We start from the raw sequence: 25,758 nt of genomic DNA, 5'->3' as shown, positions 1-25,758 counted from the left end.
GTGTTCGATCTAAGATGCGGCCGCGCCCACAAGCGCCCGCCCCGCCTTAAACTGATGACGCACCAACAAATAGAATGCGGTGAGATGCGTGATCATCAGCACCGGCACGACGATGATCGGGATCGCGTAGGCAGCGCCTAATTCCCCGGCTTTCGCGGGAAGGCCTACCTGCACAGCGTGGTAGTAATCGAGGATAAAGTCGACGACCCCGACGAGGTTGAAGGCGACGACGAGCAGCCAGAACAGCGGCCGTATCCTGATCGTGACAAGCGCCAGCATGGCCAACACGCCGGTCGCGAAATCCCAGTAGGCGGCGAACTGGGCGAACTGAGCGGGCAGATTCGGGCCGACGACGCCCGGGAGGATGAAGACGAGCCCGAAGAAGCGAAAGCTGTGCAGCGTGGCAATGGCGCGTTGCGCTTCGATGTGGTCCATCATTTTGAGCCACGGCCAGATGTACGTACCGAAGCAAAGCAGCCACACGACGTAACCCAGCACGAGATGTGTCTGGAACAGGATTTCCGGCGACATATGACCTCCTATCGTGCGTTGATCGCCGTGGCGGCGAACACAGTGATGATGTTGCCCCTCCAGATACGGCAGCTTCCTGTGAGCGACTATTCGCGATAATGTCGACGTGCCATGAAGCAGAACTTCACAGTCCGGCAAGGCGCGCTCGACGGCGTGGAGGCGTTCCTGCGCGTTGCCGAGCACCGCAGCTTCCGCAGGGCCGCCGCGGAACTTGGCGTCACGCCCTCAGCGATTAGTCAGGCGATACGCGTGCTGGAGTCCCGCGTGGGTGCGGCGCTCTTCATCCGCACAACACGCAGTGTGGGCCTGACCGAAGCCGGCGAACGTTTCCTGTCGCGCGCCAAACCCGCCTTCGAGGAGCTCATCGCCGCAAGCGAAGTCGCCCGTGAACTCGGACAGCGTCCCTCCGGACTGTTGCGCCTTTCGGTGCCGCGCGCCGTGGTGCCGATCCTGCTGGAACCGCTGATCGCCTCCTTCTGCCAGGCTTATCCCGAAGTCGAGGTCGAGATCGCGGCGAGCGAGGAGTTGATCGACATCGCGGCCGAAGGATTCGATGCCGGTGTCCGGATGGGCCAGTTCATCGCCGCCGACATGATCGCGGTGCGGCTGACGCCGCCGTTTCGCTTCATCATTGTCGGTAGCCCCGCCTATTTCGACCGGAATAGCCGGCCCGAGCAGCCGGATGATTTGCGCCAGCACGCGTGCGTGAGATGGCGCCGTTCCAACGGCGCGCTCGCGCTGTGGTCACTCAACGACAACGGACACGCCATCGAGCTTGCCGTATCGGGGCCTCTCATTGCCAACGACTTTCCCACCGTGCTCGGCGCAGCTCTCGAAGGCGTAGGCCTTGCACAAGTCCCCGAGCCGATCGCCGCCGAACATGTGACCGCCGGGAGACTGGTGCACGTGCTGGAGCCGTTCGCGTCAATGGTGCCAGGTGTCTTTCTCTACCATCCCGGCAAGCGTCAGGTTCTGCCAAAGCTGCGCGCCTTCATCGATCATGTGAAAAGTCATTCCGCTGCCGATGAGAGAGTCCGTCTTCAGGTCGATGAGAAGCTGGGAAGACCGCGCAAAAGAGGTTGATGTTTCACACACATGCTCTGTCAAATCGTCGGGCGCGCCGGTGATTGCCCAAGCGCAAGCAGAGCTGCGGCGAGTGCCGTGGCCGCCTTTTCAGGCCGGCCCTTCTCGTAGATTGCGAATTCAAGATCGGGAAGACGCGGTAGCCCCTCTTCCAATCCCATAATGCGCAAGCCGGAGATGATCGCGCTGGCCGGAAGCGGCGTGATCGCCAGCCCCGCGAGAGCCGCCGCGCGTACGCCCGTCAGGCTGGGGCTGGTATAGACGATCTCCCAGCTCCGCTCGCCGCTGTCGAGCGCGGCAAGCGCTGCCTCGCGTGAGACGGATTTTTCGCGATAAAGCGCAAGCGGCAGCATCGCCCCAGGGGCAAGATCGAAGGTCTCGGCCGCCGCCCAAACCAAGGGCTCGCGCCACACCAGACGTCCGCGCGTGGTGCCGAGCGGACGCTTGGCGAACACGACGTCGAGCCGTCCCTTGTTGAGTTGCTCGATCAACTCCGCGCTGACGCCGATCTGCACCTCGAGCTTCACGCCCGGATGCAGCGCGGCGAAGCGGCCGAGCGCCGACGGCAACGAGCCGCCGGCAACTTCCTCGACCACGCCGAGACGCACCATGCCGGACAGACGCGGCGCCGCCAGACGATGACGCGCGGCCTCCTCGAGCTGCAGCAGACGGCGGGCATCACCGAGCAGCATCTCGCCGTCGTCGGTGAGCGCGACGCTGCGGGTCGTGCGCCGGAACAGCGGACGTTTCGTCTCCAGCTCCAGCCGTTTGATCTGCTGGCTGATGGTCGACTGCGTCAGGTTGAGCCGCTCGGCGGCACGGTGGAAACCGCCGTATTCGGCGACGGCAACGAAGGCGCGCAACAGTTCGAAATCGAGCATGTGATTGATCCATATTTACGATCAATGATATTATAAAGCATCGTTTCTATAATCAATCATTGGCGCCTACCTTCGCTGCAGACAGGATCAAGCGAAGGAACCCATCATGTCCCATCCATCACAGCAGACCACTGGCCGGACCGAACGTCTGGCGCGCGCAGCCACAATCGCGAACGGGAAGATCTGCCCGCCCGATCGCGCGACGGCGTTGCTCGAAGCGATCATCATGCCGGGTGACCGCGTCACCATCGAGGGCGACAACCAGAAGCAGGCCGATTTTCTGGCCGCGGCGCTCGCGAACGCCGATCCCGCGCGGCTGCACGATCTGCACATGGTGCAGTCGGTGCTGGCGCTGGACGAGCATCTCGCGGTGTTCGAGCGCGGCATTGCGAACCGGCTGGATTTCGCCTTCGCCGGCCCGCAGAGCCGCAGGCTCGCCGAGCTGGTCGGAAGCGGCTCCGTGAAGATCGGCGCGATCCACACCTATCTCGAACTCTATGCCCGGATGCTGGTGGACCTGACGCCGCGCGTGGCACTGATCGTCGCCGACAAGGCCGATCGCGACGGCAACCTCTATACCGGCCCAAATACCGAAGACACGCCCACCATCGCCGAAGCCGCAGCGTTCCGTGGCGGCCTTGTCGTGGCGCAGGTCAACGAGATCGTCGATCAACTGCCGCGCGTCGACATCCCCGGCGGCTGGGTCGATTTCGTCGTACCGGGTCCAAAGCCCTATGCCATCGAGCCTCTGTTCACGCGTGACCCCGCCAAAATCAGAAACGAGAACGTGCTGATGGCGATGATGGCGATCGCTGCAGTCTATGAACCCTACCAGGTGCGCCGGCTCAACCACGGCATCGGCTACGCCACCGCAGCGATTGAGCTGATCCTGCCGACGTTCGCCGCGAAGCGCGGACTGAAGGGCAAGATCGCGAACCACTTCGTACTCAACCCGCATCCAACGCTGATCCCCGCCATCGAAGCCGGCTTTGTCGACGGCGTCTATTGCTTCGGCTCCGAGCTTGGCATGGAGCGCTACGTCGCGAAGCACTCCGACATATTCCCGATCGGTGCCGACGGCAGCCTGCGGTCGAACCGCACGCTGGCGCAGGTCGCGGGACATTACGCCTGCGACATGTTCGTTGGCGCGACACTGCAGATCGACGCACAGGGCAACAGCTCGACGGCCACGAAGGGACGGATCACGGGCTTTGGCGGCGCGCCGAACATGGGCGCAGATGCGCGCGGCCGTCGTCACGACAGTCCGACCTGGCTGCGCGTCGGCGAGGAAGCTGGCGACCACCTGCGCGGACGCAAGCTCGTGGTGCAGATGGTGCAGACCCATCAACCCAATGGCGCGCCGAGCTTTGTCGAACGGCTGGACGCGTTCGATCTTGCCGCCTCTGCGGGCTTCGCGCTGCCGCCAGTGATGATCTATGGCGACGACTTGACCCACGTCATCACCGAGACCGGCGTGGCCAATCTCCTGCGCTGCCGGTCGCTGCAGGAGCGCGAAGCCGCATTGCGTGCGGTGGCTGGCGACACCGAGTTCGGCCGTCGGCAATCGCCGGACGCGACGGAAAGCCTGCGCCGCCGCGGCATCGTCATGCTTCCTGCCGATCTCGGCATCGATGTCCAAACCGCGACCCGCGATCAGCTCGCCGCCCAAAGCATCGACGAACTCGTGACGGCTTCTGGCGGGCTCTATGCGCCGCCCGCCAAATTCCGCCCGCATGCCGCGACTGCCCTCTCCCATACGTAAGGAGGCAACGATGACCCTGGCTAACCAATCCACCTCGCACAATACGACGCCTGCGCTCGACCACGCAAAGCAACTCGCCATCACTCTGTTGTCGGAGCGCGGCGAAGCCTCCGGCGCCTTGGTTGCGCGCGAGCTGCACGGCGTGCTGCGCAAACTCAATACAAACGACCGGCACGACTTCCACCGCTATTTGGCCACAGGATTTCAACCCGACCAAACCGCGCTGCGTACTGCGGCGGAACGTTATCTCGGCGATGCCTCCGCGGAGGCGGCGGCCGCCCTCGCGCAGGCCGCCGATCCCCCGCGGCAGGAGTTGTTGCGACGAATGAACATGGCGCCCGGCGGCACGGGCGCGCTGATCGCGATGCGCCGCGAGATCACCGCACATCTGCGCGACGAGCCGGGACTGAAGCTGCTCGACGCCGACCTCAAGCATCTGTTGGCGTCGTGGTTCAACCGTGGCTTCCTCGAGCTGCGGCGGATCGACTGGCAATCGCCCGCCGCAGTGCTGGAGAAGCTGATCGCCTATGAGGCGGTGCATGAGATCAAAGGCTGGGCCGATCTGCGGCGCCGCCTTGCGCCCGACCGCCGCTGCTTCGCCTTCTTTCACCCCGCGCTTCCCGGCGAGCCATTGATCTTCGTCGAGGTCGCACTGGTCGAGGGATTGGCGACCTCCATGCCTCCGCTGTTGTCACAGGAGGTCGATGCAGACGCGACAAGGGCAGAGGCCGAACGCGCCGACACCGCGATCTTCTACTCGATCTCTAACTGTCAGGAAGGCCTGCGCGGTGTGTCGTTCGGCAATTTCCTGATCAAACAGGTGGTCGAGGAGCTGCAAGCTGAGTTTCCGCGTTTGAAGCAGTTCTCGACGCTCTCCCCGGTGCCGGGTTTCCGACGCTGGCTCACGCAGCAGCTCTCTGGCGAAGGCAATTCAGGCGCCGCGCTGCAGCCGGAGCTTGCGCGTGACGGTTGGTGGAATGATCCGGCACAGAGCGAGGCGCTACGAGCTGATTTGATGCGGCTTGCTGCAACCTATCTGACGCAACGCCCCTCACCCGGCAGCCGCATCGATCCGGTGGCGCGCTTTCACCTCGGCAACGGCGCGCGGCTCGAGCGGATCAACTGGCTCGGCAACACCGCGCCGCGCGGCATCCAGGAGTCCTTCGGCGTCATGGTCAACTATCTCTACGACCACGACAGCATCGAGAACAACCACGAGGCCTTCGTACGCGACGGCACTGTTGTCCGATCGGGCGATGTCGACGCCCTCTTGCACAAATCAGATTGAGCCGACGCCGTCATTCTGCGCCATCGAGGTCAACCGTCACCACCCCGCATAACCAAGGAGAGAAACCATGATGATGAGCAGACGTACTTTTTCGACCGCAGTACTCGCCGGTGCAGCGGCCTCGCTGATCTCCACGCGCGGCATGGCCGCCAACGCCAAGCCGCCCAAGGCCCGCAACGTCGTGCTGGTGCACGGGCTGTTCGCCGATGGTTCGTGCTGGACCGAGGTGATTGCACGGTTGCAGGCTGCGGGCCTGAACGCGACTTCCGTGCAAAATCCGCTGACCACACTGCCCGAAGCGGTCGCCGCCGCCGAGCGCGTGCTGGCGCGGCAGGACGGTCCGACGGTTCTGGTCGGCCATTCCTTCTCCGGCATGATCGTCACTGAGGCCGGGGTCCATCCGAACGTATCGGCGCTGGTTTATGTGGCGGCCCGCGCGCCGGATGCCGGCGAGGACTACACAGCGCTCGCCAAAACCTACCCGACGCCTCCGGCGAGCGCCGGCATCGTGTTCGACGGTGACGAAGGACGACTTTCAGAGGAGGCTTTCCTGCGCGATTTCGCTGGCGACCTGCCGAAAGCGAAAGCCAAGGTGCTCTACGCGGTCCAACAGCCATTCCAGAAGGCGCTGCTCACCGGCAAGACGACCAATGCTGCGTGGCGGTCAAAGCCGAGCTACTACGCTGTTTCGACCGAAGACCGCACGATCAATCCAGACCTCGAGCGTTTCATGGCCAAACGGATGGGCGCCAAAACCATCGAAGTGAAAGCGAGCCATCTTTCACTGATCTCGCACCCCAAGGAGATCACACGGCTGATCCTCGAAGCCGCGGGACAGCAAGCGTAGCGACCAAGCTTGAGGACCCAAACCTGAGAGCCCAAGCCTGAGGGCGGTTAGCGAATGACACCCGCGCCATCGAGATTGCTGGATCGGACCGCTCATTCCCAACGACTGTCCCACGTTGCTTGGCGCAGCACTCGAAAGCGCGGGCCTTGCGCAAGTCCCCGAGCGATTGTCGCCGCTCGGCGGACTTACGCATGTGCCGGAGCCGTTTGCGTCAATGGCGTCTTTGTCTATCATCCCGGCAAGCGCCAGGTCTGCCAAAAGCTACGGGCCTTCATCGATCACGTGAAACGCCGCTCCGCGGCCGCCGACAAGGGAGGCTCCCCTGCACAATCTTGATTTCACGTCGTGGCAGAGTTTGCTGGCGACACTGATTGGCCTCGCTCTGTTCACACTCATCGGCGTCAGCATCCGCCTGCTGGCGATGTTCACGATTCAGCAGCGCCGCGAACGCATGAATCGCCAGATCAACGAGCGGCTGCGCACGCTGATCGCGGCTTACAAAACATTAGGCGGCTCGTTCACCGGCAATCTCACTGTCGATCCGACGCATCTGCGCGATCTGCGCCGCGCTGGCGAGCCTGTCGCCGAGAGCGAGGCCGCGGCAACGCTGGATCTCACCGACGGGAGTGTTGAGGGATCAGACCGCAGGCGACGGATCCGCGACGCAGTCGAGGCTGCCCTGTCCGATATCATTCTGCTGGGGACGGAAGAACACGTGCGCCTGGCCGAGCGCGCGGCGCGCGAGCTGGTCGCTGGACGTCCGGTCCACGTGCATGAACTCGTCGTCTCGCTGCGTGGCTTCATTCGCGACGCGCTCGATCTCGATCCGATCCCACCCGACCTTACGATTCCATTGCAGGGCCCTGCCCGCCCCTCGAACTCCGGCGGTCGCGGCAAAAGCGACCGCGGGGAGAAAGAGACACGACAAGGCGGCGGTGGAAAAGGCGGTGGAATGGGAATGGGTGGCGGTATGGGCGGAGGCCTTGGAACAGGCTTCGACTTTGACGATCCTGCCGCGCCCGATCATCGTCCGTAGATTTCTTTCGGGCTGTTCGCGTGCCGACACGCGCAGCTATGTTCGCCGCGTACGGGAATTCGCGATCAGAAGACTATGGTTTCAACGGTGTCGAGGCCCTTGCGGTAGTTGACGGGACTCACACCATATTTCGCGCGAAAGCGGCGCGCGAAATGACTCGCATTGGCGAAGCCACAGGTCCAGGCGACATCGCCTGCGCGATATCCGTTGAAGCGACGATCACGCAGCATCTCGGCGGCGCGTTTTAGGCGTAGATCGATCAGCAGTGCGCCGAAGGTAAGACCGGCCTGCGCGAACAGGCCGTGCAAGTGACGCCTAGAGATGCCAATAGCATTCGCGACAGTGGTTGGATCCAGATTGGGATCGTCGAGCCGTTCCTGCATACAACGCTTCATACGCACGAGCACTTCACTTTGATACCGACTGGTACCTTGTTCATGGCTACCGATCATCAACGCCAGGAATGCCCCAAGCTGATCGGCGATGACGCTACGTGGCAGGATCGCGTCAGCCAAACCGTGCTTGGCTATCGTTCGTAACGTGGCAGCAAGCGACGATCCCCAACCGTCCTCCGCAACAATTGGCTTTGCGACGGCCGCTTTTGGATGGGGTAGCCAATGACGCAACCACACATCCTCGAGGCGCATCGCCATAGTGACGCCGCCGTTTTCGCGCAATAGCTCAAAAGGCTGTTGGTTATCCAGCAGGACGAAACATCCCTCGGGAATACTCATCTCAAGCCCGTAGTGCCGCAATTGCGCGGCTTCCTTTTCAAAAAGAAGGAGCAGGTAATCACTGGAACTGCGGTTGGCCATCGCCGCGCTGTGCGAAACATGTTGCGAGGTTGCCGACAGAAAATTCAGCTGAAGGGGCCCCAATTCGAAATGCTGTATCCGCCCGCGATGCGCGCTAAAGGCTCTGTTTTCAACGTGAAGTTCGGTCAGATAGGTACCGAGGCAATCCGTCCAGGAAGAGACGGAATCGGTCGAGCGCTCAAGGTCAATGCAATGGTCCGACGCCGCGGTCAAAGCGCGCCTCTCCTAAGCTGATTGGACTTCTAATCATTGCCCAGCTGCTTACGGTTCGCAAGATTAATGGCATATCCCGTGCTAACGGGCCGCACCCTCGCAACTGCTAATCCTACTAATTATAAGAGGCGCAAGCTTTGATGCAATGACGGACCGCGTGTTCCGCCATACCCGATCGGCATCGGCATCCGCTCGATTAAGTATTGGACCCATCGTAGCTTGGACGAGGAGAATTGGGGACTCGAGCCGAAAGCAAATTGGGACGCCACGAATGACCTTGAATCCGATCGCGCGCATGACGTCAAAAGTCATCGGTGATATTCGTGTGGACGCCCTCGTTGACTGGCTCGGCCCGACGCGCCGTCCAGAGGACATGATGCGTGACTTCCCTACTGACCTGGTCGAGGACAATCGCGAATGGTTGGTCCCGAACTATCTAGACGCAGCCTCCGGCCAACTGGTGCTGGCCTATCAGTCGTTCCTGATTCAGACACCCAAGACATCCATTCTGGTCGATTGCGCCATAGGGGAAGACGGCAATTATCCGTCGCGGCCCGATTGGCATTTGAGCAAGACGAATTGGCTCAATCATCTAGGTAAGGCCGGCATTGCTCCCGATGAAATCGGCGTCGTGTTCCTGACTCACTTGCACATGGATCATACCGGGTGGCTCACACGCAAGCATCGCGAACGTTGGGTGCCGTCGTTTCCGAATGCGCGCCATCTTGTGTCTCGGACTGAACTGGATTTTTGGAGCACCGCGCAAGGCGAGCGGCCATTTATGGCGTCGTCCATCGCCGACTGCGTCGATATCGTCAGACACGCCGGATTGTTTGAATACGTGCTCCCCGAAACTGAAATCGACGATAACCTCTTCGTCGTAGATTTGTGCGGTCATTCTCCAGGCATGATCGGGTTGGAGTACCGCGATGGTGACCGCGTGCTCGCGTCATTTTGCGCTGATCTGATGCACCATCCGCTCCAAGTCACTGCGCCACAGGTCACCACCATCTTCTGCGAAGACCCCAAACGGGCGGTGGACACCCGCACGACCAAGTTAGCGAAATATGCAGACGATGCGACCGTGTTGTTCAATGGACACTTTCCGGGTGAATGCGCCGGTACCGTGGACCGCAAAGGAGACGGCTTCCACTTCACACCGCTCATATAGCGTAGACCAAGTGACCGGCTGCCGCGCATTTTGGCTTCGCGACTCCCTATCCCGACGAACAGGGTATCGGGACATAGCGATCGCGGAAGTCAGCAGAGGCGGCGTATCAGCCAGTGTTGTCGAGAGTATCGCCCTCTCACGTCCGCGAGATCGCTTGCGCCATCTGACTACAATATCGCGCTGAGGCTACGAGTATGGATTTCAAGCGCCTCAAATACTTTGTCGCCGTTGCGGAAGAACTGCATTTTGGGCGAGCGGCGGAACGCCTGGAAATGGCTCAACCACCCCTCTCGCGGCAGATCGCGCAGCTTGAGCGCGATCTTGACGTGCTTCTGTTCGATCGCTCGCGCAGTCAGATCCGGCTGACCCAGGCTGGCGAAACTCTCTTTGAACGCGCGCGGGAGCTTCTCGGACTGCTAGACAGCGCCTATCGCGAGACAACGATGATCGGTAAGGGCGGCGCCGGCATCCTTCGAATAGGCTTTGTGGGCTCGGCCACCCATGGCCCGCTGCCCAGGCTGATCAAGGCCTTTCGTTCCAACTATCCGCCGGTCGACATCGCCCTTTATACAATGAACAATGCCGAGTCCGAGCGCGCGCTCGTTCAGCGGGAAATCGATATTGCGGTCGCCCGGCCGTCGCTGTCAGGCAACGAGTTCCGTACGGATATTCTGAATTCTGAGCCGTTCATCCTGGCGCTGCCGGAAGACTCCGAATGGAGCAAGGTCGACAAAGTCGTGCTGGCTGATTTGCATGACGAAGTGTTCGTGCTGTTTCCCAGACGGCCAAGACCGGCCTACTGCGATCGCATTCTGAAGGTTTGCCGGCAGGAAGGGTTCACCCCGAAGCAGCCTGTGATGGCGCAAGACTTTCAAACGGCCATCAGTTTGGTCTCGGTCGGCGTTGGTATCTCCATCGTGCCCGAGAGTGTCTCGCAATCAAAGATTTCGGGTATCGCCTTCCGACCTTACATAGGTGCGAATCCGGGAACGTCGCTCTCAATTCATGCCCGTCTTGATAATCAGTCTCGACACGTATCAAACTTCTTTGACCTGCTGAAAACCTTCAAGAAGCAGAACAGCCGGGCGTAACATCGTTGAGCCCCGCGCAATGCGCGGAGCTCTTGTATGTTATTGATTTCGGTCGTACCGCCAGCTTACTTAGCCCAGCTTACTTGGCCCAGCTTACTTGGCGATGCGCTTGAGCATGTTGACATCGTCGGGGTTGACCAAGCCGTGGCTGGTCCATCCATTCAGATCGTATTCCGACATGCATTTTTCAGCGAAGGCTTGCATTCCGGCAAGTTGACCGGTTGCCTCCGACATCAACATGGCTTCGATCCTGATGGCCTCGTGATTACCGCCATAGTTGATTTCGTAAAGCTCGTGGCGACCGCCGAATTCCGTCCCCATAGCATCCCAAAGCAATTTTAAGAGCTTGATCCGATCGATCGCAGCATATCCATTTGAACCGCGAACAAAACGATCGATATACGGGCGGATCTCGGGGCTCTGGAGATCGTGGGCCGAGCCGGGCAAGTAGATCAGTCCTGACGCAACATGGCGCTCGATGAGCAGCTTAATGCGCTGGTAGGCCATCGGAGCGAATACGCGATACGATGCCGCGGAGAACATGTTGGGGAGAATGCACCCATCTGTTCCGGGCCATGGCACCGGGTTGAGAACCATCGAGTCGGTTAGTCCCTTGAACAGGTTGGCCCAAGCAATCACTTCGCCGACCGCGGTCTGTACGCCACGAAAATCCTTAGTGCCGGTGGCTTCGACGGCCTTGCTGAAAAGGCCGGCGATGAATTCGAGCTTCACCGATAGCCGGGTTGCGCCATGCATGGTGAAGCGTGGAACAAATCCGCTCATCGGAAAGAAATTGTTGGCTTTGTCCAAATCGCCGTAGACGAAAATGTTCTCCCACGGGACCAGCACCTTGTCGAAAACGAGAATCGCGTCATTTTCATCGAACCGGCTCGACAGCGGATAGTCGAACGGCGATCCGGTGATCGCGGCATTTAGCTCATACGAGCTTCGCGAAATCAGCTTAACGCCCTGGGAAGCCGTCGGCGTGGTGAATATCAACGCGAAGGCCTTGTCCTTCACCGGCACGCCATAATGGGCGATAAAGTTGAAGTGCGTCAGGGCCGAACCCGTCGCGACCACCTTGGCGCCCGAAACGATCAGACCAGCGTCGGTTTCCTTTTCGACGTGGATGATCACATCGCGAATGTCTTCGATGGCTTTGCCGCGATCGATCGGCGGATGGACGATGGCATGATTCCAATAATCCAGACGCTCTTGCGCCTTAGCGTACCAGTTTAGGGCGTTCTGTTTGTAGTCACCGTAAAATTCGCAATTGGCGCCGAGCGTACCCAGAAACGCTCCCTTGTAATCCGGGGTCCGGCCCATCCAGCCGTAGGATGTACGCTGAAGTTCAGCGATGGCGTCGCGCGACTTTACCAGATCATCGACAGTTTTACTGCCAAGGAAGAACGGATGTGTGAAACCACCGGATCCAGTGTCGGTCGGCACACAGATCAGGTCCTTCTTTTCATGCAGCGCGTCGTACCAGCGGGCGATCATCCGCGCAGAATTGCGGAAGGCGGGGTGGTTTACGATGTCCTTGACGCGCTCACCATGAAGATAGACGCAGCGATCATCGTTGAGACTGGCGAGGTACTCCGCGCCTGTATAGGGCAAAATTGGTGCGCCCTTGGCTGCTGTTTTGCTACTAGTCACTATTCGGTTCCTCCTAATGGCGCGCTCTGGCGCGGTGTTCCGGTCCCTTCCCGGCGGGATTTCCCGGTCTCAAGTTGTGGTTTTCCCGCAATTCCCAAGTGAAGTGCTAACTGGATTTGGCGCTTTTGGAAGGTATGGCGTCATACCTTGATCCGGGTTCGGAAATTTCGAATGGTGAAGCTCAACCGGTGAGGCAAATTCGTCTGCATCGAGTTCGCTTCGAAAAATATTCGAAAGGCTCAAGCATGCCGTGGAGAGCGCGATGAAAGCGACAGACAGAGTCGTTGAGTTGCTTTGTTTGTTCACAGCAGTTCGGCCGGAGTTGAGCACGTCGGACGTCGCCGAGAGTCTCGGAATGGCGCATTCATCTGCTCATGAACTTCTCAACGGACTTGCCAAGACTGGCTTGATCCGAAAGCGAGCTCCCGGCCGTTTTCGATTGGGGCCCATGATCAACTCCCTCGCCGAAGTACTCGCCAGCACCGATTTAGTCTTGGAGGCTAGCCGAGAATATGTTGTTGAAATGGCCGAAACCTACGGGGAGACCGTTCACGTTATCGAGTTGATGGGATCACGATTGCTGTCTCTCACGGGACAGGAAGGTAGTAGTCAGGTTCATGTCGCCAGTGCGATCGTGAATGGCAGTCTACCCGCTCATCTCGTCGCGCCCGGCCTGCTCTTGCTATCCCATCTGCCTGTGGACCGACTGGAAGGCACGGTGAGAGAGTTGAGCGATGTGAAAGGTCCAGACGGAAAAGCGGGCTCAAGTGAGCAACTCCTGGCCGAACTCGCCGATATCCGGGCCAACAACTATGCCTGCGAGGAAGGTCGCTACCTTCCTGACCTAGCAACGGTCGCTGCACCGATTCTCAACCACGCCAATATGTGCATTGCCGCCTTCGCCCTGTTCATCCCGAAAGGACGTTACGCCAATGAACCGCGAGCATTTCGTAACATCACCAACGAGGCAGCCAGGAAGATTTCCTCGCGCCTCGGATGGGAGTCAGGGAATGCCTCGAAGAACAGCAAATCGCAGCAGAACTCTGCCCTCCTGATTGGATCCCAGCGATGACCCCAGCGCTCCATCCCACTCTTGGTGACAGACCGCCCACAACGATTGCGCCCTATGCCGGGCAATTGGCGTTGTCAGGATCGGTCGTAACCATCGGCTCGTTTGACGGCGTCCATAAGGGACATCAGGCGCTGGTGAATCATGTTGCGTCACGGGCGCGCACGATAGGCGTTGCCTCTGTCGTCTACACATTTTCGACACCGCCAAAAGCGGCATTAGGCCTGGCGCAGCAGCTGACAACGCTAGACGAGAAGCTACGCCGGCTGTCGCATTTCGGAGTCGATTTTGTACTGGTCGCCGATTTCACCAGCGAGTACGCGAGCAGGACAAAAGAACATTTTATCGATGAGCTTGGGAAATTGAATCCCAGAGAGATATGGGTCGGTGGTGATTTCCGGTTCGGGAAAGGCCGCACGGGCGACATCCACACGCTCGGCCGTTACTTCAACGTGCACGTGCTAAGCGAGGTCGTTTGCGCGAAAGGCGATCGCATTTCGAGTACGCGGCTGCGCGATCTTATGCTGCAGGGACGATACGCCGAGGCAGCCGAACTACACGGCTGGGACAACAATCCACTGACAATAGACAGTTCAAATTCCTCACCTAACATCGACGGTCAATAATATGCAAAACCACACCAGTTCCGCCGCTCATTCTGTTGCTTCGATCCCACCGGGCGCGTTCCGTAATGCGTGCGGTATGTTTGGCACCGGCGTCACCGTGATTACGACGCGTAGCGACGGCGCGGACTACGGCATGACCGCAAATGCCTTCATGTCGATATCACTATCGCCTCCACTGGTTGCCGTCTCCGTGGCTAATACGACCAACATGCTCGTTCGAATCCGGCAGTCCGGCCGTTTCGCAGTATCGATTCTTGAGGAAGGCCGTGAAGCATTGGCGCTGCATTTCGCAGGGCGGCCAGACGGATCGATCGCGGAGCCATTTTTCGATTTTGACGAGCTGCCAGGCGTCAAGGACGCTTGCACCGTTCTCGCCGCCGTAGTCGAGCAAGAGATTGAGGCGGGAGATCATGTTATTTTTGTGGGCCGGGTCAGTCGCATACAGGTCGAGCCGGAAAAGGCCCCGCTGATGTTTCATAAAGGAAAGTTTGGCAAGTTGCTTTCTCATGAAAGCTAACCAGCGCTGCGATCAAGGCGCATGAGCCGGTCGGCGGCCGGCGGGAATTATGCTTTCCGCGGCCACCCGGACAGCTCAGAGATCGCTGCGCGCCACGGTTAAAGCTGAAAGGCGCATCATCGGGAGAGCAACGGGACGGGCTCTAGTCCCGTCTCAGTCGTCGACGCGGTTCGTTGAATCCCCGGCTATACCGAAGCAATAGCAGCGAAGGTGAAGCAACTCGATCCGCGATCAAGAGCAGTTGAAATCTCCGCCGTTAAATTAATCGCTCCCGAAGTTTTTACTGATGACAAAAAAAGAACGGGGAGCTTGAAGCTCCCCGTTTTTCCGTCCCCCCGTGACGAAGGCTTATTCAGCAGCAACCGCATATGCGGGTTCGAGCGCGAAGTTCACTTGCATGATCCGCTTGCCGTTCTCGTAGACCTTAGGGACAACCAGATCCAAATGATCGGACTCGCAGCAATCGTCTCCAACATAGTCGCCGCCTTCAAAATAGGCCTGGTTGATGAGATCGCGCTTGCCTTTGCACCTCACCCAGAAGTGAATGTGGGCCGGACGCCAAGAATGGCGACCAAGATGCTTTTCGAGCAGTTCGCCGGTCGGCCCTTGATTGGGGATTTGATAGGCGACAGGAGTTTTGGACGTGACCGAATACTGCCCGTTCGCATCGGTTACTACGCGACCACGATAATATTTGCGATCGATTTTGTCGTGAATGCCTGAATAGCGTCCGTCGGGGGTTGAGTGCCAGATGTCGATCTCCGCACCTGCGACGGGTTGGCCAGTCAGATCAGTGACGCGGCCACGAACGATCATGTCTTCGGCGTTCGCGTCCTCCGGACGAACTGCAAGCGCCTTTGTAACCAACGGATAATTCTCGTCGATATAATATGGTCCTTGGATATCGGCCTTGGTGCCGCCGCGAGTCTGATTTTCGATTTCGACAATGGTTGAGTTCAGCAACGCGTCCAGCAGCAGCGGGATTTCCTTCGCTTCCTGGACCCCGATCATATAGCCGAATCCAGCTCGATATTCATCGAAGGTGACCTTGTGCTGACGAAGAACGTTGCGGACCGCCTCGATCAAGTCAGGAACGATTTCTTTTACGCGATCGGACATAAGTGGCTCCTAGTTGGCATTTCACTATTCGCGACTAGTATCGCGCCCGCCCAATCAACTCCAATACCTACAGGTGACCATCTTGATGCAAGATCGGTATGACCCAATCGGCCCTCTTCAATGCTGCGACGGTTAGTCCCGTATAGCAGCGTGTTCGCGGGATACATGCCGAAGACGCAGAAGATTTCTTGGTGTGCTTCGTGACTAAGTCACGAAGAATTGCTCTGGGTGTTCTTTGCGAACGCAGGCCCGTTAGAACTCAGGACCTTTCCGTGACGTACGTTTGAACGAAAGGCTGGGATAGCAATCAGAACAACACTCAGCAGGATGGCCCTCGCCACCCCACTTCTCGCGTTCTGAAGCAGAAAGCGTCGATTGCAGGAGCGAGAATTACCAGAGTTGCGAGCAGCGGGTCGACGTTCCCGCCTGCGTGTGCCCAACCTCAGACGCGTTACTACGTCCACTTCGCAATGGATTGCCGAAGGTCAGGATCAAGGCTGAGTTCGGCACGAAAGAATTCGATGACGAATGTGACGCGGCCATCGTCTCGCAGATCGTGATCTAGGGCGACGCGACCGATCACATCAACGCAGAGAAGCAGCGCAATGAACCACGCTATCAAACGTCTGCTGAACCTCTGAAGCCTCACACCTTGTGTTGGTATTGGTCGCTCTACAAGCAGAGCGACCACTGCCTCGACAATCTCAGCGTCGGACGAAGGCCTGTCCGACTCGACGCGGCGGCAGCGCACCGGGCTGATCGAGTCATTGTTGGTCGAGAATGCCGCGAAGCCGTTTGGGTGCTGACGCGCAAAGTGATCAAGGCAGAGATGAAAGCGCGCACGCCGGGAGCTTTGAAGGATCAGATCGCCGACGCGGATTCGCGACGCGCTTGATCTCGATCCGATCCCATCCGACCTTACAATTCCACTACAGGGCCCTGCCCGGCCATCGAGTTCCGGCGGTCGCGGCAAGAGCGATCGCGGGGAGAAAGAGTCACGACAAGGCGGCGGCATGGGCGGTGGAATGGGAATGGGTGGCGGTGGAGGCCTCGGAACAGGCTTCGACTTTGAAGACCCCTCTTCGTCCGATCATCGGTCGTAGATCTGTTGCAAGCTGTTCGCCTTGCCATCGTGCTCCTGCAGCCGAAAGGGCCGAGCGCTCGCTCGGCCCTATGCTACGCTTACTCCGCGCCCTTAAGAGGCTTCCAATCCCCTTGAGGCGCTTGGGCTGTGGTTACGGCCGGGGCCTTCATTGTGTCCGGGTGCATCGCGTTGGACAGATGCATTGCGCATGCACCCATCTTGCCGTCGAGCATGGCATGTTCAGCCTGCGCGATTTCCTTTTGTGCCACGGTCTTGCCCGGGCCATCAGCCATGGCTTCGGTCGCGGATTCGGTCTTCTGCAGGTTACCATCGCTGCAACCCGCCATTTTTGCGGCGGAGGCTGGAACGACGGCTAAGCCAACGGCAGCTATTACGGCCGCTCCGAGCAACTTCTTGAGCATGTTTACTTCCAACATTGTTTTGAACAGATCCAGCGCCATTGCTGAATGCTGCGAGCGAACTGATCGCCGATCCGCTAAAAGTTTCGAATTGAATTCCGCGCGATCCAAGTGTGATGAGCGCGCGATGCAAAGCCCTATGCGAAAAGACGCATTTTCATTACGGGTTTGTAACGAACTTCCCGGACGCGGCGTGAATGCCGCTTACGCCGTCAGGCGCGCAGCCGCGCTCGCCTCTATCGGACGGACGGCCTGAGCCGGTGCTTATCGATCATGATTTTTGGGCTGGTGCGCTCGGAGGGACTCGAACCCCCACGATTTTACTCACTGCCACCTCAAGGCAGCGCGTCTACCAATTCCGCCACGAGCGCTGGAAAGTCGGCTCCGGATTCGTACCGGGGCACGTCTTGGTGGCGCCCATGTAACAAATCAAAGATGGAGGGACAAGGCCTCCGAGCGACCTTGTCACAAGGCTTGCAAACTATCTGTGGTCAGGCGCCCGCGGGAGCATCTGCTTGACTTCAACCGCGATGCGGTTGCGATTGACCACCACCGTACCGCTGGCAACCGGCATGTTATTGGCGTGTATCTTGACCTCGTCCTGCTCGGTGGCGTCGAGTTCGATGATCGCGCCGCGGCTGAGCCGCATAACCTGGTGGACGGGCATAGTCGTGGTTCCAAGAACCACCATCAGATCGACCGAGACGTTATCGAGGGTTGCCACTTTGATCCTGAATCCGCACATGAATGATGACGGCAGATCAGCACAACTATGGTTACCCAATGGTTAATACGCCTCAGGGGCGCGAAAGCCTTGTTTTAACACCCTTTTCCGCCCGTTCCGGCCCTCCCGTCGAGTGGCGGATCGCAGATTCGCCGGTTCCCTATCAGGAAGCGCTCGAGACCATGGAATCGCGCGCGGCCGCCATTGCCGCCGGGAACGAGCCGGAGCTGGTCTGGCTCCTTGAACACCCCCCGCTTTATACCTCCGGCACCAGCGCCAAGGCTGGCGACCTGCTGGACGCCCGCTTCCCGGTGTTTTCCACAGGCCGCGGCGGCCAGTTCACCTATCACGGCCCCGGGCAGCGGGTGGTCTATCTGATGATCGACCTGAAGCGCCGGCAGCCGGATGTGCGGGCCTATGTGGCCAGCCTCGAACAGTTGATGATCCGGACGCTGGCGGCTTTCAACGTCAAGGGCGAGCGGCGCGAAGACCGGGTCGGCGTCTGGGTGGCGCGGCCTGAAAAGGGTCCGGCCCACGAGGACAAGATCGGCGCGATTGGCGTTCGGCTGAAACGCTGGGTCTCGCTGCACGGCCTCGCGATCAATGTCGAACCCAACCTCACCCACTTCACCGGCATCGTGCCGTGTGGCGTCGAGGACCCACGCTATGGCGTGACCAGCCTGGTCGATCTCGGCCTGCCGGTGACGATGGAGGACGTCGACGTTGCGCTTCGGCAATCGTTCGATGAGATCTTTGGCCCAGCGAATGCAGACCTGCGCGAGGCCGTCACCTGAGGCGGCTCTTCCCGTCAAATCGTCGACAGCACCGAAAACCGTTCTCCCGGCTGCCGCGCATGCAGAGCATCGCGGCCATCGATCTTATCGTCGATGGTATCGACCCTTGCCGTTCCGGGTCCGTAGCGGCATTTCGCGATCATGGCTTCCACGGCGTCCTCGGGACCGGCGAAGACCGCTTCCACCGATCCATCCTTGCGGTTGCGCACCCATCCTTCGAGGTTGCGCGCACTCGCCTCGCCTTCAACCCAGGCCCGGTATCCAACACCCTGGACCCGGCCGCGAACGAAGATATGACGAACGATGTCACTCATGGTCTTGATACTTGCATCGACGCGCTTTCTTCGCGCAAACCGCTTTAGCGTTTCAGCCCCAGAACCTCCGCGCTGCGCGCTTTGACATCGGCCTCACGCATCACGCGATTGGTCAGCTCAGTGGACGGCAATCCTTTCAGATCTTTGGGCGACACACCATCACGCAGCGCCTTCAAAGTTTCGTAAACGGCCTGTGTCGCGGCGGCGATCGGCGTGTGTCCCTGATTGGCGACACGGACGCGATGAATGCCGAGGAACACCGTGTCCGACAGTTCACCATCGAAGCTGCCAAGAATAATAGGCAGCGTCGTGGCCGACGCGATTGCGCTTAGTTCGGCGCGGGTTTTCACGCCGGTGAAGAACAACGCATCAACGCCCGCGGCTTCATAAGCTTTGGCGCGCGCCACAGCGTCATCGATGCTGGTAATCGACGCAGCGCCCGTGCGGCCAACGATGACGAGAGACGGATCAAGACGCCCGTCGAGCGCCGCCTTCATCTTGCCGACGCCCTCTTCGAGCGAAATCAGTTGCGGCTTGGCCTCTGCGTAGGCCTGCGGCAGCAGCGTGTCTTCGATGGTCAATCCCGCGACGCCCGCCGCTTCAAGCTCCTGCACCGTGCGGCGGACATTTAGCGCGTTGCCATAACCGTGATCGGCATCGACCAGCACGGGGATGTTACCCGCGCGGCAAATCCGCCGCGCCTGCTCAGCGAGTTCGGACAATGTGATCAGCAGCAGATCGGGATCTCCGAGGATCGTGAGCGACGCCGCCGAGCCACCGAGAAGACCGAGTTCGAAGCCGAGATCTTCGGCAATCCGCGCCGAGATCGGATCATAGACCGAGCCCGGGCGAATAACGTTCTCGCCTTTCAAAATGGCCCGAAACGCATCACGCTTTTGCTTCGGGACCATCATCAGCGCCTCATGCGAATTCGAGGATGAGCGCATCGACGGCCAGCGTCGCGCCGGCTGTCGCGTGGACCTTCTTCACCGTGCCGTCGCGCTCGGCGCGCAGCACGTTCTGCATCTTCATCGCCTCGATGATCGCGAGTGTTTCACCCGCCTTCACTTCCTGCCCTTCGGTGACAGCGATCGACACCACAAGACCCGGCATCGGACACAGCACCTTCTTGCCGCTATCAGCCTGTGATCCCACCGGCATCAGGCGAGCCGCAGCGGCTTCGGTCTCGGTGTAGACCTGCACCGGCACTTCATAGCCCTGATAGGCGAGACGGAAGCCGTTCGGCATCGGCCGCACCTGCACCGCCGTAGGATGACCACCGACCGTGCCCTGCCAGACCACATCACCCGGCGTCCAGTTCGAGACCAACTCAACCGGCTGCCCCAGTTCGCCATCGGTGCCCATGAAGCGGACAGCGATATTGTCGCCCTCGCGCCCGACTTCGAGCGTGAGCTCGCTGCGATCGAGCCAAACGGCGCGACGGCGTTCACGCGACACCGCACGGCCTTTCATCTGGCCGGAGATCTGCCGCTTGCGCTCGCCGAGAATGTGATCGACGGCAGCACCCACCGCAGCGAGGCGAAGCGCGACATCGCCTTCCGGCGTGCGCGGCCCAAAACCTTTCGGGAATTCCTCGGCGATGAAGCCCGTCGACAAATTGCCGGAGCGCCAGCGCGGGTGATTCATCAACGCCGAGAGGAACGGAATGTTGTGGCGGATGCCGTCGACATAGAACGCATCGAGCGCATGCGACTGCGCTTCGATAGCTGCAGCACGCGACGGACCATGCGTCACGAGCTTGGCGATCATCGGATCGTAGTAGATTGAAATCTCGCCGCCCTCTTGCACGCCGGTGTCGTTGCGCAGCGTGATGTCGTCAATCTTGCTCTCTGCCGGCGGACGATACTTTACGAGACGTCCGATCGATGGAAGGAAGTTGCGGTACGGGTCTTCGGCGTAAACGCGAGATTCCACCGCCCAGCCGGTGAGCGTCACGTCCTTCTGCGCGATGGCGAGCTTTTCGCCGGCCGCGACGCGGATCATCTGTTCCACCAGATCGATTCCGGTGACGAGCTCGGTCACCGGATGCTCGACCTGCAGGCGCGTGTTCATTTCAAGGAAGTAGAAGCTCTTGTCCTGCCCCGCGACGAATTCAACCGTGCCGGCGGAATCGTAATTCACGGCCTTCGCCAGCGCGACGGCCTGTTCGCCCATCTTGCGGCGGGTGGCCTCGTCGAGCAACGGCGACGGCGCTTCCTCGATCACCTTCTGGTTGCGGCGCTGGATCGAACACTCGCGTTCGCCCAGATAAATCACGTTGCCATGCTTGTCGCCGAGCACCTGGATTTCGATATGGCGCGGATCGACGATAAACTTCTCGATGAAGACACGATCGTCGCCGAACGACGATTTGGCTTCAGCCTTGGCGAGGTTGAAGCCTTCTGCGACCTCGGACGTGGAGTGCGCGATGCGCATGCCCTTGCCGCCGCCGCCAGCGGACGCCTTGATCATCACCGGATAGCCGATCTCGTCGGCAATCTTGACCGCGTGGACATCGTCCTCGATCACACCGAGATGGCCGGGCACCGTGGAGACCTTGGCCTTGGCTGCGGCCTTCTTGGATTCGATCTTGTCGCCCATTGCGGCGATGGCACCCGGGTTCGGTCCGATAAAGACGACGCCGGCTGCGGCAAGCGCGCGCGGGAACGCTTCACGCTCGGAGAGGAATCCGTAGCCCGGATGGACCGCTTCGGCGCCGGTCTGGCGGCAGGCCTCGACGATCTTGTCGATCACCAGATAGCTCTCAGCCGCCTGCGGCGGTCCGATGAAAACGGCCTCGTCCGCCATCTCGACGTGAAGCGCATCGCGATCGGCTTCCGAGTACACGGCGACCGTCTTGATACCCATACGACGCGCGGTCTTGATGACACGGCAGGCAATTTCGCCGCGGTTTGCGATCAGGATCTTTTTAAACATGCTTTATTTCTTGATTTCTTGATCTGTTGGTGTCGAGGGCGGGCAACGGGCTGCCAAGTCGGGCTTATTAAGTCCTGGCAGGAGCAATTTGGCATGGGCGGCGGGTTGTAACAATTCTGTTGCAGACAAAAACTACACCAACGTACCGTTCGGCATAGCTGTACTGCTTGGCCCATTTTCTCTCAAAAGCGAGTCCCTTATGCGCCGCACCATTCCGGTCGTTTCCCTAGTTTTTTTGGCGTTATCGTCGTCCATGGCTTTCGCCCAAAACAACCAGCCCCGCAACCTGATTCTGTTCGTTCCGGACGGTCTGCGCGCGCTCAAGGTGACGCCCGAAACCGCTCCCGCCATGGCCGCAATCCGCGACAAGGGCGTGAACTTCAAGAACTCACACTCCCTGTTCCCGACGTTCACGATGGCCAACGCCTCCGGCATGTCCACCGGCCACTATCTCGGCGACACCGGCACCTTCAGCAACTCGATCTACACCGGACATCCGGTCGCGGCCCAGAACGGCACCGTGGTGCCCTTCCTCGAGCACGATCAGGTACTGCGCGATGTCGATGAGCAGTTCAGCGGCGACTATCTCGACGAGGAAACCTTGTTGAAAGCCGCGCGCAACGCCGGCTTCAGCACCGCCGCCATCGGCAAGCTCGGCCCGACGCTGCTGTTCGACCACACCGAGCGCACCGGCACCAAGACTATCACCATCGACGACCAGACCGGTGCGGTGGAGAAGGATGGCTCGCTGATCGGCATTCCACTGTCCGACGAGATGAAGAAGGCCATGGACGCGGTCAAGCTTGCTCTCAAGGCTCCCGGACGCGGCGACAACGGCAAGGCCGGTGACGCCAAGACGCCCGGCACCGTGGCCGCCAACATCGACCAGCAGGCATATTTCGCCGACGTCGCCAGCAAGGTTGTGCTGCCGATGTTCAAGGCGCGCAACAAGCCGTTCGTGCTGGTGTTCTGGTCACGCGATCCGGACGGTACCCAGCACAATCAGGGCGACAGCCTCAACAAGCTGACCCCCGGCATCAACGGACCGACGTCGCTGGCCGCCATCAAGAACGCCGACAATAACCTCGCGCAACTGCGCAAGGCGCTCGACGATCTCGGTCTCTCGGCGTCGACCAACATCATCGTTTCCGCCGACCACGGCTTTTCGACGATCTCGAAGGAAAGCAAGACCAGCCCGACGGTGAAGGTCACCTATCCCGACACGCCGGAAGGCTTCCTGCCGCTCGGCTTTCTTGCGTTGGATCTTGCGAAGGCACTCGACCTGCCGCTGTTCGATCCGAACGACAAGAACGCCCGCGTTGGCGACAACGCCTATCCGAAGGCCGGTAACGGCCTCCTCGGTAAGGATCCAGCGAAGCCTGAGATGGTGGTTGCCACCAACGGCGGCTCCGACCTGATCTACATTCCGAGCAACGATCGCAAGCTGGCGGGCCGCACCGTGAAGGCGCTGCTCGAGCAGGATTACGTCAGTGGCATCTTCGTCGATGACGCTCTCGGCCGCTTCCCCGGCGCGCTGCCGATGTCGGCGCTCAATCTCAACGGCCGTTCCGTCACGCCGCATCCGTCGATCGTCGTGAACTTCCGCTCCTACGCGGTCGGCTGCGATGAGCCGGTGCTTTGCTCGGTGGAGGTTGCCGACACGGTGCTGCGTCAGGGTCAAGGCATGCACGGCAGCTTCAGCCGTGGCGACACCATGAACTTCATGGCCGCGATGGGCCCGGACTTCAAAGCCGGTTACGTCGACGCACTGCCGGTGAGCAACGCCGACGTCGGCATGACCGCCGCCAAGCTGCTTGGCCTCAGCCGCAAGGCCAACGGCAAGCTGCTTGGTCGTGTGATGAGCGAAGCGATGCCGAACGGTGCGACGCCGAAGGCCTTCACCGGCACCCTCACCTCGAAGCCGGATGCCAGTGGGCTGCAAACGGTGCTGAAATTCCAGCGCGTGCTGGAACAGCGTTACTTCGACGTGGCGGGCTTCCCGGGACGTACGGTCGGGCTTGACGCCGAGAAGAAAACAGCGGGCATGAAGTAACGCCTCACTGTTGAACGCATCGAAATAAAAAATAAGAGCCTCGGTTCTGATGGATCAGAACCGAGGCTCTTAAACTTTGGGACCTTTCGGAATTACATTCCGAGGTCGAAGACGTTGGGCAGTGCGATCAACGGCAGCGTCGCAGCGCCGATCAGTGTCGCGACCAATGCCATCAGCTTGCGGTTACCACGGCGCTTGCCGCGCATTTGGGCCGCGATCCATTCAAGCACTTCGATATTGACGCCGATCGCCTGCGTGGGCGCCCAGGTCTCAATGGCGGTATCCGGTGACAGCGCAACAGAACGCGGCGGCACGGGCAAGCCTGACGACGAAGCCGCGTGATGGACGATCGCCTTCGCGAACAAATCGTCGAAACGGCCCTCGTCGCTGCGCTCCGAAGCAGCTTCATTGATCTCGAACAAAGCTTCCGCCTCCGCCCGGCTGACCGGGAGATTGGAGACAGCCATCGCATTCAGGATGCGCATGCACCATGCGACGTCCACAGCATCGATGGCGCGCGAGAAGTGAACGCGGCCTTCGGTGGTAGGTCCCTCGCCCGTGATGACGCCATCACGGACAATACCAAGCGCTCGGGCCGCAAGATCGCGGTCCGCACTGGCGGACGTTTCGATGTCACGAATCAGATCGGTGAGATTGGTTGTGGAACTCGAGGGGGCAGACATGTTACTTTTCTCTTGCTGTGTACCGCACCATTTCCATGCGGACGTGAACGAAGCCTTAACGACGCAAGTTTGAGTCACATTCATCGTTAACGTTGCAGATTGGTCGCAGCCGACGTCTGCAAGGTTCGACGGAATTGGCAGTGTGACCCGGCGGCGGTTGGGCGCCTCGGCGTCAAATTCGGGGCATCCCGCAAACGTGAAAGAAAGGCCCGCGAACACAACTTTTCGGGATCAAGCCCGGCGCAGAACAGGATTTCGCAGGCCCTGCAGGACACGAAAAAATCTTGTCCTTTTCCTGCCCCCGTTCCACTTAGCCCGCCTGCTCGTTATATGCTTTCGGTCGAATTACGTTGTCACCGTAAACCTGTGAGGCAAAACCATGACACTTCAGATCGGCGCGGTCGCCCCGGACTTCGAAGCAGACACCACCGAGGGACGCATCCGCTTTCATGACTGGATTGGCAACAGCTGGGCTCTGCTGTTCTCCCACCCGAAAGATTTCACACCTGTCTGCACCACCGAGCTCGGTGTCCTCGCCCGCTTGAAACCTGAATTCGACAAGCGCGGCGTCAAGCTGATGGGGTTGAGCGTTGATCCGGTCGACAAGCATGCGAAGTGGTCGGACGACATCAAGGAGACCCAGGGCCACGCGCCCAACTATCCGATGATCGGCGACACCGATCTCAAGGTGGCCAAGCTCTACAACATGCTGCCGGCCGACGCCGCCGGCGACGCGAACTCGCGCACGCCCAACGACAACGCCACTGTGCGCAACGTCTTCATCATCGGGCCGGACAAGAAGATCAAGCTGGTGCTGGTCTATCCGATGACCACCGGACGTAACTTCGACGAGATCCTGCGCGTCATCGACTCGCTGCAGCTCACAGCCAAGCATCGCGTGTCCACGCCTGCCGACTGGAAGCAAGGCGAAGACGTCATCATCGCGGGCTCGGTCTCCGACGATGAAGCCAAGACGATCTATCCGGGCGGCTGGAAGTCGCCGAAGCCGTATATCCGGATCGTTCCGCAGCCGAAGTAAGCGGCG

At 60.0% G+C, this 25,758-nt stretch carries 24 protein-coding genes, 1 tRNA gene and 1 pseudogene; 14 read left to right on the top strand and 12 right to left on the bottom strand.

Annotated elements, in window-relative coordinates; genetic code table 11:
- Positions 1-9: 9 nt before the first annotated feature.
- Entirely contained in the window at positions 10-531 is a 522-nt protein-coding gene (locus tag ACZ5C3_RS13460) for a hypothetical protein (RefSeq protein ID WP_464038136.1), read from the bottom strand.
- 111 nt (positions 532-642) lie between these two features.
- On the opposite strand from ACZ5C3_RS13460, the gene ACZ5C3_RS13455 reads away from it, so the two are divergent.
- Positions 643-1,614: a LysR family transcriptional regulator gene (locus tag ACZ5C3_RS13455; protein ID WP_464044752.1), complete on the top strand. Its 972-nt coding sequence runs from the start codon at positions 643-645 to the stop codon at positions 1,612-1,614.
- A 20-nt stretch (positions 1,615-1,634) separates the two neighbouring features.
- Here the strand turns inward: ACZ5C3_RS13455 and ACZ5C3_RS13450 are convergent, their stop codons facing one another.
- Entirely contained in the window at positions 1,635-2,495 is an 861-nt protein-coding gene (locus tag ACZ5C3_RS13450) for a LysR substrate-binding domain-containing protein (RefSeq protein ID WP_464038135.1), read from the bottom strand.
- 106 nt (positions 2,496-2,601) lie between these two features.
- On the opposite strand from ACZ5C3_RS13450, the gene mdcA reads away from it, so the two are divergent.
- The 4 genes from mdcA to ACZ5C3_RS13430 all read left to right on the top strand — a co-directional run bounded on the left by mdcA (position 2,602) and on the right by ACZ5C3_RS13430 (position 7,428).
- Positions 2,602-4,257, top strand: coding sequence for a malonate decarboxylase subunit alpha (gene mdcA / locus ACZ5C3_RS13445; RefSeq protein ID WP_464038134.1), 1,656 nt, complete (start codon positions 2,602-2,604; stop codon positions 4,255-4,257).
- A gap of 10 nt (positions 4,258-4,267) precedes the next feature.
- On the top strand, positions 4,268-5,545 hold the full coding sequence (locus ACZ5C3_RS13440; protein WP_464038133.1) for a malonyl-CoA decarboxylase: 1,278 nt from the start codon (positions 4,268-4,270) through the stop codon (positions 5,543-5,545).
- Between the two features lie 67 nt (positions 5,546-5,612).
- The gene (locus ACZ5C3_RS13435) at positions 5,613-6,392 is read left to right on the top strand and encodes an alpha/beta fold hydrolase (protein WP_464038132.1); all 780 of its coding nucleotides are present in this window, start codon (positions 5,613-5,615) and stop codon (positions 6,390-6,392) included.
- 355 nt (positions 6,393-6,747) lie between these two features.
- The gene (locus ACZ5C3_RS13430; protein WP_464038131.1) at positions 6,748-7,428 is read left to right on the top strand and encodes a hypothetical protein; all 681 of its coding nucleotides are present in this window, start codon (positions 6,748-6,750) and stop codon (positions 7,426-7,428) included.
- 65 nt (positions 7,429-7,493) lie between these two features.
- On the opposite strand, the gene ACZ5C3_RS13425 is transcribed toward ACZ5C3_RS13430, so the two are convergent.
- Positions 7,494-8,456: a helix-turn-helix transcriptional regulator gene (locus ACZ5C3_RS13425; RefSeq protein ID WP_464038130.1), complete on the bottom strand. Its 963-nt coding sequence runs from the start codon at positions 8,454-8,456 to the stop codon at positions 7,494-7,496.
- 271 nt (positions 8,457-8,727) lie between these two features.
- Between ACZ5C3_RS13425 and ACZ5C3_RS13420 the strand changes: the two genes are divergently transcribed.
- Positions 8,728-9,627, top strand: coding sequence for an MBL fold metallo-hydrolase (locus ACZ5C3_RS13420; RefSeq protein WP_464044751.1), 900 nt, complete (start codon positions 8,728-8,730; stop codon positions 9,625-9,627).
- Positions 9,628-9,821: 194 nt separating this feature from the next.
- Positions 9,822-10,718, top strand: a complete 897-nt coding sequence (locus ACZ5C3_RS13415) for a LysR substrate-binding domain-containing protein (RefSeq protein WP_464038127.1) — start codon at positions 9,822-9,824, stop codon at positions 10,716-10,718.
- A 93-nt stretch (positions 10,719-10,811) separates the two neighbouring features.
- Here ACZ5C3_RS13415 and ACZ5C3_RS13410 read toward each other — a convergent pair whose 3' ends face one another.
- Positions 10,812-12,374 carry a 4-hydroxyphenylacetate 3-hydroxylase N-terminal domain-containing protein gene (locus ACZ5C3_RS13410; RefSeq protein WP_464038126.1) on the bottom strand — a complete coding sequence of 521 codons (1,563 nt, stop codon included), beginning with the start codon at positions 12,372-12,374 and terminating at the stop codon, positions 10,812-10,814.
- 262 nt (positions 12,375-12,636) lie between these two features.
- On the opposite strand from ACZ5C3_RS13410, the pseudogene ACZ5C3_RS13405 reads away from it, so the two are divergent.
- The 4 genes and pseudogenes from ACZ5C3_RS13405 to ACZ5C3_RS13390 all read left to right on the top strand — a co-directional run.
- Positions 12,637-12,783: pseudogene (locus tag ACZ5C3_RS13405) on the top strand (helix-turn-helix domain-containing protein); the annotation flags it as partial.
- Between the two features lie 39 nt (positions 12,784-12,822).
- On the top strand, positions 12,823-13,446 hold the full coding sequence (locus tag ACZ5C3_RS13400; protein ID WP_464044784.1) for an IclR family transcriptional regulator domain-containing protein: 624 nt from the start codon (positions 12,823-12,825) through the stop codon (positions 13,444-13,446).
- Positions 13,443-14,069: an FAD synthetase gene (locus ACZ5C3_RS13395; protein WP_464038124.1), complete on the top strand. Its 627-nt coding sequence runs from the start codon at positions 13,443-13,445 to the stop codon at positions 14,067-14,069. The genes ACZ5C3_RS13400 and ACZ5C3_RS13395 overlap by 4 nt, the downstream gene beginning before the upstream one ends.
- 1 nt (position 14,070) lies before the next feature.
- Positions 14,071-14,586 (top strand): flavin reductase family protein, encoded by a 516-nt coding sequence (locus ACZ5C3_RS13390; RefSeq protein WP_464038123.1) that lies wholly within the window; start codon positions 14,071-14,073, stop codon positions 14,584-14,586.
- A gap of 348 nt (positions 14,587-14,934) precedes the next feature.
- Here ACZ5C3_RS13390 and ACZ5C3_RS13385 read toward each other — a convergent pair whose 3' ends face one another.
- The 4 genes from ACZ5C3_RS13385 to ACZ5C3_RS13370 form a co-directional block, all read right to left on the bottom strand.
- Positions 14,935-15,705 carry a dioxygenase family protein gene (locus tag ACZ5C3_RS13385; RefSeq protein WP_464038122.1) on the bottom strand — a complete coding sequence of 257 codons (771 nt, stop codon included), beginning with the start codon at positions 15,703-15,705 and terminating at the stop codon, positions 14,935-14,937.
- 1,182 nt (positions 15,706-16,887) lie between these two features.
- Positions 16,888-17,250, bottom strand: a complete 363-nt coding sequence (locus ACZ5C3_RS13380; protein WP_464038121.1) for a hypothetical protein — start codon at positions 17,248-17,250, stop codon at positions 16,888-16,890.
- 244 nt (positions 17,251-17,494) lie between these two features.
- Positions 17,495-17,579, bottom strand: a tRNA-Leu gene (locus ACZ5C3_RS13375).
- A 110-nt stretch (positions 17,580-17,689) separates the two neighbouring features.
- Positions 17,690-17,953, bottom strand: coding sequence for a FliM/FliN family flagellar motor switch protein (locus ACZ5C3_RS13370; RefSeq protein WP_464038120.1), 264 nt, complete (start codon positions 17,951-17,953; stop codon positions 17,690-17,692).
- 38 nt (positions 17,954-17,991) lie between these two features.
- On the opposite strand from ACZ5C3_RS13370, the gene lipB reads away from it, so the two are divergent.
- Positions 17,992-18,726 (top strand): lipoyl(octanoyl) transferase LipB, encoded by a 735-nt coding sequence (gene lipB, locus ACZ5C3_RS13365; protein ID WP_464038333.1) that lies wholly within the window; start codon positions 17,992-17,994, stop codon positions 18,724-18,726.
- Positions 18,727-18,740: 14 nt separating this feature from the next.
- Here lipB and ACZ5C3_RS13360 read toward each other — a convergent pair whose 3' ends face one another.
- Genes ACZ5C3_RS13360 through ACZ5C3_RS13350 form a run of 3 tightly spaced genes read right to left on the bottom strand, consistent with a single transcriptional unit; the run spans position 18,741 to position 21,977 of the window.
- Positions 18,741-19,040, bottom strand: a complete 300-nt coding sequence (locus tag ACZ5C3_RS13360) for an acylphosphatase (protein WP_464038119.1) — start codon at positions 19,038-19,040, stop codon at positions 18,741-18,743.
- Between the two features lie 44 nt (positions 19,041-19,084).
- On the bottom strand, positions 19,085-19,951 hold the full coding sequence (locus ACZ5C3_RS13355; RefSeq protein ID WP_464038332.1) for an isocitrate lyase/PEP mutase family protein: 867 nt from the start codon (positions 19,949-19,951) through the stop codon (positions 19,085-19,087).
- A gap of 10 nt (positions 19,952-19,961) precedes the next feature.
- The gene (locus ACZ5C3_RS13350) at positions 19,962-21,977 is read right to left on the bottom strand and encodes an acetyl-CoA carboxylase biotin carboxylase subunit (protein WP_464044750.1); all 2,016 of its coding nucleotides are present in this window, start codon (positions 21,975-21,977) and stop codon (positions 19,962-19,964) included.
- A 199-nt stretch (positions 21,978-22,176) separates the two neighbouring features.
- On the opposite strand from ACZ5C3_RS13350, the gene ACZ5C3_RS13345 reads away from it, so the two are divergent.
- Complete coding sequence (locus ACZ5C3_RS13345) at positions 22,177-24,030, top strand: nucleotide pyrophosphatase/phosphodiesterase family protein (RefSeq protein WP_464038118.1); 1,854 nt, start codon at positions 22,177-22,179, stop codon at positions 24,028-24,030.
- A gap of 92 nt (positions 24,031-24,122) precedes the next feature.
- On the opposite strand, the gene ACZ5C3_RS13340 is transcribed toward ACZ5C3_RS13345, so the two are convergent.
- The gene (locus ACZ5C3_RS13340; RefSeq protein WP_464038117.1) at positions 24,123-24,713 is read right to left on the bottom strand and encodes a hypothetical protein; all 591 of its coding nucleotides are present in this window, start codon (positions 24,711-24,713) and stop codon (positions 24,123-24,125) included.
- A 379-nt stretch (positions 24,714-25,092) separates the two neighbouring features.
- Between ACZ5C3_RS13340 and ACZ5C3_RS13335 the strand changes: the two genes are divergently transcribed.
- Positions 25,093-25,752 (top strand): peroxiredoxin, encoded by a 660-nt coding sequence (locus ACZ5C3_RS13335; protein ID WP_464038116.1) that lies wholly within the window; start codon positions 25,093-25,095, stop codon positions 25,750-25,752.
- Positions 25,753-25,758: the final 6 nt, after the last annotated feature.

It is taken from the genome of Afipia dichlorophenoxyacetatis (assembly GCF_055386385.1).
Note: the sequence above shows the minus strand (reverse complement) of the source record. Positions and strands in the feature narration are given on the sequence as shown.

Coding starts and splice junctions, on each gene's coding strand:
- ACZ5C3_RS13450 (WP_464038135.1), bottom strand. CDS start 2,495: ATGCTCGATTTCGAACTGTTGCGCGCCTTCGTTGCCGTCGCCGAATAC.
- ACZ5C3_RS13420 (WP_464044751.1), top strand. CDS start 8,728: ATGACCTTGAATCCGATCGCGCGCATGACGTCAAAAGTCATCGGTGAT.
- ACZ5C3_RS13395 (WP_464038124.1), top strand. CDS start 13,443: ATGACCCCAGCGCTCCATCCCACTCTTGGTGACAGACCGCCCACAACG.
- ACZ5C3_RS13415 (WP_464038127.1), top strand. CDS start 9,822: ATGGATTTCAAGCGCCTCAAATACTTTGTCGCCGTTGCGGAAGAACTG.
- ACZ5C3_RS13350 (WP_464044750.1), bottom strand. CDS start 21,977: ATGTTTAAAAAGATCCTGATCGCAAACCGCGGCGAAATTGCCTGCCGT.
- ACZ5C3_RS13460 (WP_464038136.1), bottom strand. CDS start 531: ATGTCGCCGGAAATCCTGTTCCAGACACATCTCGTGCTGGGTTACGTC.
- ACZ5C3_RS13335 (WP_464038116.1), top strand. CDS start 25,093: ATGACACTTCAGATCGGCGCGGTCGCCCCGGACTTCGAAGCAGACACC.
- ACZ5C3_RS13345 (WP_464038118.1), top strand. CDS start 22,177: ATGCGCCGCACCATTCCGGTCGTTTCCCTAGTTTTTTTGGCGTTATCG.
- ACZ5C3_RS13360 (WP_464038119.1), bottom strand. CDS start 19,040: ATGAGTGACATCGTTCGTCATATCTTCGTTCGCGGCCGGGTCCAGGGT.
- ACZ5C3_RS13440 (WP_464038133.1), top strand. CDS start 4,268: ATGACCCTGGCTAACCAATCCACCTCGCACAATACGACGCCTGCGCTC.
- ACZ5C3_RS13435 (WP_464038132.1), top strand. CDS start 5,613: ATGATGATGAGCAGACGTACTTTTTCGACCGCAGTACTCGCCGGTGCA.
- ACZ5C3_RS13455 (WP_464044752.1), top strand. CDS start 643: ATGAAGCAGAACTTCACAGTCCGGCAAGGCGCGCTCGACGGCGTGGAG.
- ACZ5C3_RS13390 (WP_464038123.1), top strand. CDS start 14,071: ATGCAAAACCACACCAGTTCCGCCGCTCATTCTGTTGCTTCGATCCCA.
- ACZ5C3_RS13380 (WP_464038121.1), bottom strand. CDS start 17,250: ATGGCGCTGGATCTGTTCAAAACAATGTTGGAAGTAAACATGCTCAAG.
- ACZ5C3_RS13370 (WP_464038120.1), bottom strand. CDS start 17,953: ATGTGCGGATTCAGGATCAAAGTGGCAACCCTCGATAACGTCTCGGTC.
- mdcA (WP_464038134.1), top strand. CDS start 2,602: ATGTCCCATCCATCACAGCAGACCACTGGCCGGACCGAACGTCTGGCG.
- ACZ5C3_RS13400 (WP_464044784.1), top strand. CDS start 12,823: ATGATCAACTCCCTCGCCGAAGTACTCGCCAGCACCGATTTAGTCTTG.
- ACZ5C3_RS13385 (WP_464038122.1), bottom strand. CDS start 15,705: ATGTCCGATCGCGTAAAAGAAATCGTTCCTGACTTGATCGAGGCGGTC.
- ACZ5C3_RS13340 (WP_464038117.1), bottom strand. CDS start 24,713: ATGTCTGCCCCCTCGAGTTCCACAACCAATCTCACCGATCTGATTCGT.
- ACZ5C3_RS13355 (WP_464038332.1), bottom strand. CDS start 19,951: ATGGTCCCGAAGCAAAAGCGTGATGCGTTTCGGGCCATTTTGAAAGGC.
- lipB (WP_464038333.1), top strand. CDS start 17,992: ATGGTTAATACGCCTCAGGGGCGCGAAAGCCTTGTTTTAACACCCTTT.